Here is a 12,183-nt window from a genome sequence, read left to right as displayed (position 1 = left end):
GTTAAAGATTTATCATTTTTTTGCGGAAAATGAATTTTTTTGGTTGCTTTTACGTACAATTTATGTATAATTGTGGATAGGGATGTTGGAATGACCAATTCCTATGGCAGGATGACAAAAACCTGCAGCAGTAGGTGGCTATCATAATTACTATTAAAGAAGAGAGGTAAATGTTAAGATGGCAAAAATCGATTTAACAAAGTATGGTATTACCGGAACAACTGAGATCGTGTACAATCCTTCCTACGAGACATTATTTGAGGAAGAGACCAAACCGGAGCTTGAAGGATTTGAGAAGGGTCAGGTCAGTGAGCTTGGTGCTGTCAATGTAATGACAGGTATCTACACAGGACGTTCCCCTAAAGACAAATACATCGTTATGGATGAGAACTCCAAGGACACAGTTTGGTGGACATCCGATGAGTACAAGAACGATAACCATCCGGCAACTCAGGAAGCATGGAATGCAGTTAAAGATCTTGCCAAGAAGGAGCTTTCCAACAAGAAACTTTTCGTAGTAGATGCATTCTGCGGAGCTAACAAAGACACACGTATGGCTATCCGTTTCATCGTTGAGGTTGCATGGCAGGCACACTTCGTAACAAACATGTTCATTCAGCCGACAGCTGAGGAGCTTGAGAACTTTGAGCCGGATTTCGTTGTTTACAACGCATCCAAGGCTAAAGTTGAGAACTATAAAGAATTAGGACTGAACTCTGAGACAGCTGTAATGTTCAACATTACAAGCCGTGAGCAGGTTATCGTTAATACATGGTACGGCGGAGAGATGAAGAAAGGTATGTTCTCCATGATGAACTACTATCTGCCGCTTAAGGGCATCGCTTCCATGCACTGCTCTGCAAACACAGACCTTAACGGAGAGAACACAGCAATCTTCTTCGGTCTTTCCGGAACAGGTAAGACAACACTTTCCACAGATCCTAAGCGTCTCCTGATCGGTGATGACGAGCATGGCTGGGATGACAACGGAGTATTCAACTTCGAGGGTGGATGCTACGCTAAGGTTATCAACCTTGACAAAGAGTCTGAGCCGGACATCTACAATGCGATCAGGAGAAACGCTCTTCTTGAGAACGTAACACTTGATGCTGAGGGCAAGATCGACTTCGCTGATAAGAGCGTAACAGAGAACACACGTGTTTCCTACCCGATCAACCACATCGAGAACATTGTTCGCCCTGTATCTTCTGCACCGGCAGCGAAAGAGGTTATCTTCCTGTCCGCAGATGCATTCGGCGTACTTCCTCCAGTATCTATCCTGACACCGGAGCAGACACAGTACTACTTCCTTTCCGGATTCACAGCTAAACTTGCTGGTACAGAGCGTGGAATCACAGAGCCTACTCCTACATTCTCCGCATGCTTCGGACAGGCATTCCTTGAGCTTCATCCGACAAAATATGCTGAGGAGCTCGTTAAGAGAATGGAGAAGAGCGGTGCGAAGGCATACCTCGTTAACACAGGATGGAATGGAACAGGAAAACGTATCTCCATCAAAGATACTCGTGGTATCATCGATGCTATCCTTGACGGATCTATCCTTAAAGCTTCTACAAAGAAGATCCCATTCTTCAACTTCGAGGTTCCGACAGAGCTTCCGGGCGTAGATCCTGCAATCCTTGACCCACGTGACACATATGCAGATGCTGCAGAGTGGGAGACAAAGGCTAAAGATCTTGCTGCAAGATTTGTTAAGAACTTTGCTAAGTATGAGGGAAATGAGGCTGGTAAAGCACTCGTTGCAGCTGGTCCTCAGGCATAATCATTCATTTCAACAGAATACAGATCGTAGACTTAACCGGGAGCGGATTTATTCGCTCCCGGTTTTTTGACAAACAACTGCGGATCTGTTATTTGATATAGAGCTGTGCAGTGCGAAGCATGTTTTCAGACATGGAATAAACAGAAAGTTGAAGATATCTACCTGTAAAATAAAAAACTTTGACTTGACTAACAGAGCGTTCATGGTGTATCCTTGCTGAGAAGTCGGACGGGAGACCCGTAAGACTGCAATTCTCTTTGCACTGCATTACATTCGAACAGGATGCGAGATCAACAGTACAAACTGAGCAGGCGATGCTTTTCGGAATCGAAAATATTTATCCGAAGGCATGGGGCCGGGCCGCAGGAAGCGGCAGCGGATATGGATTTAAACGTAATTGCAAAGAACCTGCATTCACGGAATATGAGGTGAAGCAGAATGTGACTTTGCTTTCAGACATATCTGCGGGACAGTGTATGTTTCGCAGGTATGTCTTTTTTACTGCAAAAATATGGATGGAACAGAAGGTAGAAGCTGGGATATCCCTATACAGAAAAGAAAGAACACCGGCGGAAATCGCACTGCAGCGAGTAGTGAAGGAACCGCCGGTTTTTTCACGGAAAATGTTGTGCCATAAGAAGAACCTGATCATATATTAAAAGGAGGTCCTGTTTATGGAACACAAAGAAAACAAAACAATTATACATGATACAGAAAAAACAGCTTCATGGGAACAGCAGACAGCAATGAAGGTATCCGGGATCAGTATCCTGGTAAATCTTTTATTGTCCGTATTTAAACTGGTTGCCGGTATTGTGGCACATTCAGGAGCAATGATCTCTGATGCCATTCATTCGGCATCAGATGTGGGAAGTACCTTCATCGTGATTATCGGTGTCCGTCTTTCTGCAAAGAAATCAGACAAAGAGCACCAGTACGGACATGAAAGAATGGAATGTGTCTCTTCTATTGTTCTTGCAGGAATGCTGCTTGTCACTGGTATTGGGATCGGAGTTACCGGTGCCCGTGACATTGTAAAAAGCACATCCGGCGGAACCATTGCCATTCCGGGAACACTTGCACTGGTTGCTGCAGTGGTATCCATTGTGGTAAAAGAGTGGATGTTCTGGTATACAAGAGGTGCCGCAAAGAAGATTAATTCAGGAGCTCTGATGGCAGATGCATGGCACCATCGTTCAGATGCACTTTCCTCCATCGGAGCGTTTGTCGGCATCTTCGGTGCAAGACTGGGATACCCGATCCTGGATCCGATCGCCAGCATCGTGATCTGCGTTATGATCGCTAAGGCATCGATCGACATTTTCAGGGATGCCATTGACAAGATGGTAGATCATTCCTGTGATGTAAAAACTGAGGAATCCATGAAGAGAGAGATCCTCAAGGTACCGGGCGTCAGAAGAGTAGACCTTCTTAAAACCCGTCTTTTCGGATCCAAGATGTATGTGGATATCGAGATCGCAGCAGATGGAAATATTTCCCTCTGCGATGCACATGATATTGCGGAAAATGTACATCATACGATCGAGAATAAATTCAAAAATGTAAAGCACTGTATGGTGCATGTAAATCCGATCAACGGATAAAAAAACAAGCTGCCGGAGCGACCTTGTGATCGTCATCCGGCGGCTTATTTTTGTATAGAGAAACACCCGGTAGGGGAGCTACCGGGTGTTTCGAGGGGAGTATAAATAATTAAATAAGGGGTTATGTAAAAAAATTTTTGAAGGGTAAATTCTTTTTACAAGAATGATTATAATATAAATTGGAAAAAAAAGCAACATGATTTTGGCGAATAATCTCCAAACTTTTTGGGATACTATTTCCTGTAATAAAAAGCGGCAGAAAGCTTCGGAAAGCCGTAAAATCAACTTCATCAGGAGGTAATTCAAATGGCGAAAAATTACGAAACAGACAGAAATGAGTCTAATTATGCAGGAAAAAATCACGGGGAAAGTGCTTCCAGAAACTGCGGAAAAAACAGCTCTAAGAACAGTTCGGGAAATTCTTCCAGGAACAGTTCCAAAAGCAGCTACGGAAACAAAATTTCCGATGAATATGATTCTGAGAAGGATAGAGGCTCTGACAGATATTAAATGATAAGAAAAGCGGGAAAAGCCAGAGATGGCTTTTCCCGCTTAAATACATATAAGGGAACATTCACCCGGAAGCTTCCATATAATATACCAAAAAGAGGAGATTTTTTCCATGTTTCAGATCGAAACTATCTCTGCAAAAATGATGGATTATTATGTGGAACGCAGTGACGCTGTTATCATAGATCTCCGGGATCCTGCCGCCTACAGAAGGGGACATGTCCGGAACGCGGCAAATATTCCATACAGAGAGCTGGAGGAATATCTTGAGAAAAAACAGGATCAGAAATACCGTTTTCCCAAAGATAAACTGCTGATACTTTACTGCGATCGCGGCGGTGCCAGCATGCAGGCTGCCCGGAGCCTGGCAAGACAGGGCTGCCGTACCAGATCCGTGATCGGTGGATTTGCCGCCTACAGAGGGAGAAATCTTGTGCGCGGATAAAACAACAAATCTTGTATTTTAAAGTAAATCATGATAATGTAAAGAACAGAGATAAAAACCAACACAAATTACAAGGAGAAAAGATTATGAAATATATGTTTGCATCCGATGTACATGGTTCGGCATATTACTGCCGGAAAATGCTGGAAGCATATGACGCGGAGAAGGCGGAGAGACTGGTGCTTCTGGGAGATCTGCTTTATCACGGACCAAGAAATGACCTTCCGAAGGAATACGCACCAAAGGAAGTCATCCGCCTTTTAAATGAGAGAAAAAAACAGATCTACGCAGTACGCGGAAACTGTGAGGCAGAGGTGGATCAGATGGTCCTGGACTTCCCGGTTATGGCAGATTACTGTATCCTTGCCATCGAGGGAAAAACGATGTATGCCACACACGGTCACATCTATAATAAGGATAATCTTCCGCCGATGATGGACGGAGACATTCTGATCCACGGCCATACACATGTGCTGAAGGCAGAAAATATGGGGAATTATATCCTTCTGAACCCAGGTTCCGTATCCATTCCAAAGGAAGGCAATCCGCCGACCTATGCAATCCTTGAGAACGGAAGTTTTACTATTAAAGATTTTGAAGGAAATACAGTACGGGAGATCACTTTATGAATCTGTGGGAATTAACAGCGCCCTGTCATTTTGGAACAGAGGCGGTGCTGAAGCGTGAAATACTGGATCTTGGCTATGAAGTGACCAGGGTGGAAGACGGAAGAGTGACCTTTGAGGCTGATGCCCAGGGTGTGGCAGACGCCAATCTGTTCCTTCGTACCACAGAACGTGTGCTTCTGAAAGTAGGCGAAGTAAAAGCCGAGACTTTTGATGAGCTTTTTGAAAAGACCAAGGCTCTCCCATGGGAGAATTACATACCGAAAAACGGTAAATTCTGGGTAGCCAAGGCAAACTCCATCAAAAGTAAGCTTTTCAGTCCATCTGATATCCAGTCCATTATGAAAAAAGCCATTGTAGAGCGTCTCAAAGGCATCTACGGGATTTCCTGGTTTCCGGAAGACGGTCCGGAATTTCCTATCCGTGTGGCCTTTATGAAAGACGTAGCTCTGATCGGAATCGACACTTCAGGAGTATCCCTTCATAAGAGAGGGTATCGCCAGATGACTGTCAAGGCACCTATCACCGAGACTCTTGCCAGCGCTCTTTTGATGCTCACCCCCTGGAAAAAGGATCGTATTCTTGTCGATCCGTTCTGCGGAAGCGGTACCTTTCCTATTGAGGCGGCAATGATGGCAGCGGATATGGCACCGGGACTGAACCGTCATTTTCTGGCCGAGAGCTGGGAGCATCTGATCCCGAAGGAATGCTGGGAGGATGCAAGAGAAGAAGCCAGAGAACGTGTAAATCTTGATATTGAAACCGATATCCAGGGCTTTGATATCGATGCAGCTGCCATCAAGGCAGCACGCGCCAACGCAAAAATGGCCGGAGTGGACAAACTGATCCATTTCCAGCAGCGCCCGGTCAATGAACTCCGCCATTCCAAACCCTTTGGTTTTATCGTGACAAATCCGCCATATGGTGAGAGGATCGAAGAAAAATCCAATCTCCCTGCACTGTACCGTGAGATCGGTGAAAGCTATAAGGGGCTGGATCGCTGGTCCATGTATCTGATCACTGCCTATGACAAGGCAGAGAATGATATCGGCCGAAAGGCAGATAAAAACCGTAAGATCTATAACGGAATGATGAAAACCTACTATTACCAGTTTCTTGGACCACGTCCGCCGAAGAAAGGAAGTATTAAAGAATGAAAAAGATCATTTTTGCTACCGGAAATGAGGATAAAATGAAGGAAATCCGAAGGATACTTGCGGATCCTTCTCTGGAGATCCTTTCCCTGAAGGATGCCGGGATCCATGCGGATATTGATGAAAACGGAAAAAGCTTTGAAGAAAATGCCATGATCAAGGCAGAAGCAATCAGTAAAATGACCGGCGAGATCGTTCTGGCAGATGATTCCGGTCTGGAGATCGACTATCTGAACAAAGAGCCTGGAATCTATTCCGCACGCTATATGGGTGAGGATACTTCCTATCATATTAAAAACGCAAACCTGATCCAGCGTCTGGAAGGTGTACCCGATGAGAAACGTACCGCACGTTTTGTATGTGCTATTGCGTCAGCTTTCCCGGATGGCAGAAGAAAGACAGTCCGTGCTGCCATGGAAGGCCGCATCGGCTACGAGGAAAAAGGGGAGAATGGCTTTGGCTATGACCCGATCTTTTATCTTCCGGAATATGGTTGCACTTCCGCAGAGCTTTCCATGGAAGAAAAGAACAGGATCAGCCATCGTGGAAAAGCTCTTTGCCTTATAAAGGAAGAGCTTGTATGAAGGTGCTGATCGTAAGCGATACTCACGGAAGAGATGAAAACCTGGAGATCGTGATAAACCGGGAGGCTCCTTTTGACATGCTGGTACATTGCGGAGATGTGGAAGGCAGAGAATTTTATATCGAAGCCCTTGCAGAATGTCCCTGCAGCATTGTGTCCGGAAATAATGATTTTTTCTCGGATCTCCCGAGAGAAGACGTGATCGAGGTCGAGGGAAATAAGATCCTGGTAACTCACGGTCATTACTACGGTGTATCCATAGCCTTTGATCAGCTGGCAGAAGCTGCCCGCTCAAGGGGATGCAATGCGGCTTTTTTCGGACATATCCACGTGCCGGTTGTTGAAAAGGAAGCAGGTGTGCTTCTGGTAAATCCCGGAAGTCTGGCTTTTCCCAGACAACGGGGACGCCGTCCAAGCTATGCAGTAATGGAGACAGAGGGAAAGGGCGAAATGCACGTAGAGATCCGTTACCTCTGATTCTGGCAGAAAAAACATATAAACTGTCATAATTGATAAAATTTGTGCCAATATTCAGCATATATTAGTCAAAAACGATTGCGAAAGTCAGCTATGTGCTATATAATGAACAAGTAGTTGTTTTTAGTAATATAGAGCATTCTTTAGGGTACTGACTATGAAAGGGTCTCGTTTCTGAGAATGCATCAGAGCGGAATGGGAAGGTCCGCTTTACATAAATGAAGGGGGAAAATACACATGACTGCGGTTATTATAGGGAGTATCGGCTTTTTATGCTGCTTCCTGTATGATCATAACAGTATCCGATTGAAAAAAAGCTTTCTTCATCCGTTTTTTAGCATAGGATGTTTCCTGATCGCAGTGTCAACAGGTCTGGTGATCCGGAGCTGCTGGCCGCGGCAGGGAAGTTCTTTTTTTATTTCTGCTGTTTTTCTGACAGCAGCGATCCTGTTTCTGGGACTGTTGATCTATACATTGTTTTTTGCGCTGCCCTTTGATGAGACATATGTCAAAGAAAATCATGAAAGGCTGGCCTATACAGAGGGTGTTTATGCACTCTGCCGACATCCTGGCGTTCTGTGGTTCGCCGGATTTTATTTTTGCCTGGCCGGATTTCTGGGATCCGGGAAGGCACTGAGGGCTTTTGGGGTTCTTATCGTGTGGAACATATTGTACATTTTTTACCAGGACAGGATCGTGTTTCCGGAAACATTCAGTAATTACGGAGCGTATCAGCAGACAACTCCCTTTCTGATCCCGGACCGAAACAGTACAGCTGCCTGTATAAAAACGTGGCGAAAAGGGGGGGAAAGGCGGTGAGTCTTGGCGAAAAGCTTCGAAAACAGCAGTATGATGCTATCTGGAAAGAATATTGCGGATTTCTTGATCTGACAATGCAGGATTACATGAAGATCCAGAATCGCCTGATGGAAGAGCAGATCCAGCTCTGGTCAGACTGTGAACTGGGCAAAAGCATTCTGAAGGGCAGGAGGCCATCCGGGATCGACGAGTTCCGCCGGCTGGTACCCCTTACCACTTATGAGGATTATGCGGATATGCTCCTCCAGAAGAGAAGTGAAACTCTTCCGGGGAACCCGATCATCTGGATACAGACGACCTGGGAAGGCGGGCGCCATCCGATAAAGGTAGCACCATACACGAGAAGTATGCTGGATACCTACAGGAACAATGTAGTTGCCTGCCTCATATTAGCTACAAGCCGCGAAAAGGGCAAATTTGATGTGGAGGAAACGGACAAGATCCTTTACGGACTGGCACCGCTGCCTTTTGCTACCGGCCTTTTTCCGCTGGCGCTGAAAGAAGATATCGACATCCGTTTTCTTCCTGAGGTGGAAGATGCGGTAAATATGAGCTTTAGTGAGCGGAACAAAGAGGGCTTTAAGATGGCCATGAAACAGGACGTGGAATTTTTCTTCGGACTTGGAAGTGTAGCTTATGCAGTAAGCCAGAGTCTCACCGGAAGCGTATCATCAGGAAAAAGCAAAACCTCCTTTTCGGAACTTTTGCAGTATAAACCAAAGATGCTGAAAAGGATCCTGAATGCCAAAAAGATCTGTGAGAGGGAGAAACGGGAGCTTCTTCCGAAAGACCTTTTTCACCTGAAGGGATTTATGGTGGCAGGAACCGACAATCAGTGCTATAAGGATGATCTGGAGAAAATGTGGGGAGTTCGGCCCATGGAGCTTTTTGCAGGAACGGAACCTTCTATTATAGGAACCGAGACCTGGACCAGGAACGGAATGTACTTTTTTCCGGATACCTGCTTTTATGAATTTATCACCGAAAAGGATATGCTCCATAATTATGAGGATCCCACGTTCACTCCTCCGACCTATCTTATGGATGAAGTTGTTCCCGGGGAGAAATATGAGCTTGTGATCACTGTGCTGAAGGGCGGAGCCTTTGCCAGGTACCGTGTGGGAGATATGTATCGGTGCGTGGGTCTTACCAACCAGGAGGACCGGACACAGATTCCAAGATTTGAGTACATAGATCGTGTTCCGTGGATCATTGATATCGCAGGATTCACCAGGATTTCGGAAAATGGTATCAAAAGTGTGATTCAGTTGTCTGGGCAGCCGGTTACGGATTGGATCGCAGTGAAAGAATATAATGAGAAAAAACGCCCATATCTGCATCTTTATATAGAAGTAAAAAAAGAAGCGCTGATGTATCAGGCTATGAGCACGGACATTCTGAAAGAGCTTCTGACCACGTATTTCAAATATATCGATCAGGATTACCGGGATCTGAAGAAAATCCTGGGAATGGATCCCCTTGTGGTGACCATCCTGCGCTGTGGTACCTTTCATCTTTATGAGTCCAGAAAAGGACGGAAACCACGGCATATGAGCACTCCTTATTATGAGGTGGCGGAACTTTTGAGACTGCAGGATGAGATCGGATTCGGGAATATGAGGAAGTAACTATGGAAAGCTATATATCATTTTCAATCATTTCAGTTTTTTTCTATACATTTATGATACTGACTCTTCTGGCTGGTAAGCGCAGCCGGATCATCAACAGCTTCATGTGTGTGCTGGGAGGAATGCTCTGCTGGACGCTGGGCTCTTTTCTGATGCGTATGGAAGCAGGACCCTCTTACATCCTGTGGTATTATGTGTCTCTGGCAGGAATCCTGTTTCTGCCATATTTTTATTATGTATTCATCAGCGCATTCATGGGAGTGCGTATGGGCAGAAAAAGCAGAATCCCATTGCTTTTGATGCTGCTGCTTTTTGTGATCAACATCCCGGGCGGGATCATCCTGCGCTGGCCAGATCTGATCCGTAAAAACGGTGGTGCGCATTTTGTTTATAAGATCACCCCCTGGTTCCTTCTGTTCTTTGTGGTAGCAGGGATCACCATTATCCAGATTTTTATTACCATGTACCGCGGATGCCGGAGACACCCCGAATACCGCAAACAGATCGAACCGATCCTTGTGGGGATACTGATCATTTTTGTGGGAAACCTTGCGCTGGCAGTGCCGGCATTTTCCGGATTCCCCATCGATATTGTCAGCGGTCTGATCAATGCTGTCCTGATGCTTTATGCACTGACCAGAAGACGGCTGTTCCAGATGCGCCGTCTTGCGTCAGATGGGGTTTGCTTTGGTGTGGGAGTGGTTCTGACGGTAGTACTGTTTATCAATCTTTCACCGTATCTGATGAACTATATCCGAATGCTGCTCCCTGCAGCCAGTGAGTATCATGTGCTGATCTTTTCTTTCGTTTTTCTCATATCTGCATGGCTGGTCATAGTGCTGTGGAAATGTCTGATGAACAATGTTTTTATCAAAAAAGAGATCCAGCAGTCTCAGGAGCTGAAAGATTTCAGCCAGTCAGTATCCAGGACGCTCCGGGTAGGAGAAATCCTGCGTAATACGGTAAATGTGCTGAAGGAAACTACCAATGCAGGACGGATCTATATTTGCCTGAAAGACAAAAAATCAGGGGAATATCAGGCTGTTTACAGCAACCGTCCGTTGAACGACCTGACCTTTTCGCTGAAAGCGGATAATCCGGTGGTTACTTGGCTTACCAGAAATGAGGACTGTGTGGTGATCCGGGATTTTCGTTCTTCCACAGCCTACAAATCCATGTGGGAATCGGAGAAACATATGTTTTCAGAGCTGGGTATCGAATACTGTGCAGGTCTTCGACAAAATGATGATCTGGCCGGGATCATTGCGATTTCCGGTGACGGACACAGGAACCTGAACCATAATGACCTTGCCATGCTGTCTTCGGTCAGCTCGGTAGCTTCCATTGCCGTCAAAAATGCCAGACTCTATGAGGCGGCATGGACTGAGGCAAGGACCGATGAACTGACGGGCCTTCTGAACCGGAAATATTTTTATGAGATCCTGGATGAGGAATACGGAAAAAATAAAGAGGGTTCGCTTGCACTGATCCTGTTCAATATTGATGATTTCAAGCTGTACAATCAGCTGTACGGAAATCAGCAGGGAGATGTTGCACTTCGAAAGGTGGCAGATATCATCCATGCAAGTGTGGGAGAACAGGGATATGTGGCACGTCACAGTGCCAAGGAATTTGCGGTCCTGATGCCAAATTACGATGTATTTTCCGCCAGAAATCTGGCAGAATCCATACAGAAGCAGATTCTGTATATGCGCAACGATTCTGCAGACTACAAGCTGAAGATCCTTACGGTAAGTGTGGGGATCAGTGCGGCACCTTATGCAGCCCGCTCAGCAAAGGAGCTTCTGGATAATGCGGATCTGGCAGTATATCATGTAAAGCGCAGCGGTAAAAACGGCATCGAGATTTTTGACACCATGCTGAAGGAAAGCCTGGATGAAGAAAATGCGGGAAAGAAATCTGATCATGAACATATTTATCAGTCCTATGAATCCACGATCTATGCGCTGACTGCAGCCATTGATACCAAAGATCATTATACCTTCGGACATTCCAACAATGTGGCTTATTACGCAACGAGTCTTGCGAAGGCGCTGAACTATACAACGGAAATGGTGGAGATCATCCGTCAGGCGGCGCTTCTTCATGATGTTGGAAAGATCGGGATTCCGGAGCATATCCTGAACAAAGAAGGCAAGCTTACGGATGAAGAGTATGAGATCATGAAAGGTCATGTGGAAGCATCCATCGGGATCATCCGCCACCTTCCGTCACTGGATTATGTTATCCCTGCAGTTATCGGTCATCACGAACGTTATGACGGAAACGGCTATCCAAGGAGAATCGCGGGAGAAGATATCCCGGCATCTGCAAGGATCCTCTGCATCGCAGATTCCTTTGATGCCATGACATCCAAACGTTGTTATAAGGAACTGATGCCGGTGGAAAAAGCTCTTCGGATCATAAGAGAAGAGGAAGGAAAACAGTTCGATCCGGATATGGCGGAGGTATTTATCCACATATTTCGGGAAGGCAAGATTCATCTGGCAGAACCGGCGGAGCTGAAACGGGAAGAAAAAGCATAAAGAATATT

The 12,183-nt window shown here is 45.6% G+C and carries 11 protein-coding genes and 1 riboswitch; all 11 genes read left to right on the top strand.

Annotated elements, in window-relative coordinates; genetic code table 11:
* The first annotated feature begins 178 nt into the window (after nt 1-178).
* The 11 genes from pckA to MUB50_RS00495 all read left to right on the top strand — a co-directional run bounded on the left by pckA (nt 179) and on the right by MUB50_RS00495 (nt 12,175).
* The gene (pckA, locus tag MUB50_RS00545; protein ID WP_118623509.1) at nt 179-1,783 is read left to right on the top strand and encodes a phosphoenolpyruvate carboxykinase (ATP); all 1,605 of its coding nucleotides are present in this window, start codon (nt 179-181) and stop codon (nt 1,781-1,783) included.
* Nucleotides 1,784-2,076: 293 nt separating this feature from the next.
* Nucleotides 2,077-2,258: riboswitch (NiCo riboswitch) on the top strand.
* 199 nt (nt 2,259-2,457) lie between these two features.
* Complete coding sequence (locus MUB50_RS00540; RefSeq protein ID WP_118513210.1) at nt 2,458-3,387, top strand: cation diffusion facilitator family transporter; 930 nt, start codon at nt 2,458-2,460, stop codon at nt 3,385-3,387.
* A gap of 306 nt (nt 3,388-3,693) precedes the next feature.
* A complete protein-coding gene (locus MUB50_RS00535) occupies nt 3,694-3,897 on the top strand; it encodes a hypothetical protein (RefSeq protein ID WP_022426534.1) in 204 nt (67 codons plus the stop codon).
* A 112-nt stretch (nt 3,898-4,009) separates the two neighbouring features.
* On the top strand, nt 4,010-4,342 hold the full coding sequence (locus tag MUB50_RS00530; protein WP_244791386.1) for a rhodanese-like domain-containing protein: 333 nt from the start codon (nt 4,010-4,012) through the stop codon (nt 4,340-4,342).
* Between the two features lie 86 nt (nt 4,343-4,428).
* Nucleotides 4,429-4,971, top strand: coding sequence for a phosphodiesterase (gene yfcE, locus MUB50_RS00525; RefSeq protein ID WP_118513208.1), 543 nt, complete (start codon nt 4,429-4,431; stop codon nt 4,969-4,971).
* Nucleotides 4,968-6,125, top strand: coding sequence for a THUMP domain-containing class I SAM-dependent RNA methyltransferase (locus MUB50_RS00520; RefSeq protein ID WP_244791384.1), 1,158 nt, complete (start codon nt 4,968-4,970; stop codon nt 6,123-6,125). The genes yfcE and MUB50_RS00520 overlap by 4 nt, the downstream gene beginning before the upstream one ends.
* On the top strand, nt 6,122-6,706 hold the full coding sequence (locus MUB50_RS00515; RefSeq protein WP_244791382.1) for an XTP/dITP diphosphatase: 585 nt from the start codon (nt 6,122-6,124) through the stop codon (nt 6,704-6,706). Before MUB50_RS00520 ends, MUB50_RS00515 begins: the two co-directional genes overlap by 4 nt.
* Nucleotides 6,703-7,182, top strand: coding sequence for a metallophosphoesterase family protein (locus MUB50_RS00510; RefSeq protein ID WP_118513205.1), 480 nt, complete (start codon nt 6,703-6,705; stop codon nt 7,180-7,182). Before MUB50_RS00515 ends, MUB50_RS00510 begins: the two co-directional genes overlap by 4 nt.
* 237 nt (nt 7,183-7,419) lie before the next feature.
* On the top strand, nt 7,420-8,001 hold the full coding sequence (locus MUB50_RS00505) for a hypothetical protein (protein ID WP_244791380.1): 582 nt from the start codon (nt 7,420-7,422) through the stop codon (nt 7,999-8,001).
* The gene (locus MUB50_RS00500) at nt 7,998-9,629 is read left to right on the top strand and encodes a GH3 family domain-containing protein (protein WP_118513203.1); all 1,632 of its coding nucleotides are present in this window, start codon (nt 7,998-8,000) and stop codon (nt 9,627-9,629) included. Before MUB50_RS00505 ends, MUB50_RS00500 begins: the two co-directional genes overlap by 4 nt.
* A gap of 2 nt (nt 9,630-9,631) precedes the next feature.
* Complete coding sequence (locus MUB50_RS00495; RefSeq protein ID WP_244802487.1) at nt 9,632-12,175, top strand: HD domain-containing phosphohydrolase; 2,544 nt, start codon at nt 9,632-9,634, stop codon at nt 12,173-12,175.
* The last annotated feature ends 8 nt before the right edge of the window (nt 12,176-12,183 follow it).

Origin of the sequence: Blautia sp. NSJ-140, from assembly GCF_022868965.1 — a bacterium.
GTDB lineage: Bacteria > Bacillota > Clostridia > Lachnospirales > Lachnospiraceae > Blautia_A.
Note: the sequence above shows the minus strand (reverse complement) of the source record. Positions and strands in the feature narration are given on the sequence as shown.

Bases quoted from the DNA above. Each gene is read 5' to 3' on its own strand.
- yfcE (WP_118513208.1), top strand. From the start codon at position 4,429: ATGAAATATATGTTTGCATCCGATGTACATGGTTCGGCATATTACTGC.
- MUB50_RS00495 (WP_244802487.1), top strand. From the start codon at position 9,632: ATGGAAAGCTATATATCATTTTCAATCATTTCAGTTTTTTTCTATACA.
- MUB50_RS00520 (WP_244791384.1), top strand. From the start codon at position 4,968: ATGAATCTGTGGGAATTAACAGCGCCCTGTCATTTTGGAACAGAGGCG.
- MUB50_RS00515 (WP_244791382.1), top strand. From the start codon at position 6,122: ATGAAAAAGATCATTTTTGCTACCGGAAATGAGGATAAAATGAAGGAA.
- pckA (WP_118623509.1), top strand. From the start codon at position 179: ATGGCAAAAATCGATTTAACAAAGTATGGTATTACCGGAACAACTGAG.
- MUB50_RS00510 (WP_118513205.1), top strand. From the start codon at position 6,703: ATGAAGGTGCTGATCGTAAGCGATACTCACGGAAGAGATGAAAACCTG.
- MUB50_RS00530 (WP_244791386.1), top strand. From the start codon at position 4,010: ATGTTTCAGATCGAAACTATCTCTGCAAAAATGATGGATTATTATGTG.
- MUB50_RS00540 (WP_118513210.1), top strand. From the start codon at position 2,458: ATGGAACACAAAGAAAACAAAACAATTATACATGATACAGAAAAAACA.
- MUB50_RS00535 (WP_022426534.1), top strand. From the start codon at position 3,694: ATGGCGAAAAATTACGAAACAGACAGAAATGAGTCTAATTATGCAGGA.
- MUB50_RS00505 (WP_244791380.1), top strand. From the start codon at position 7,420: ATGACTGCGGTTATTATAGGGAGTATCGGCTTTTTATGCTGCTTCCTG.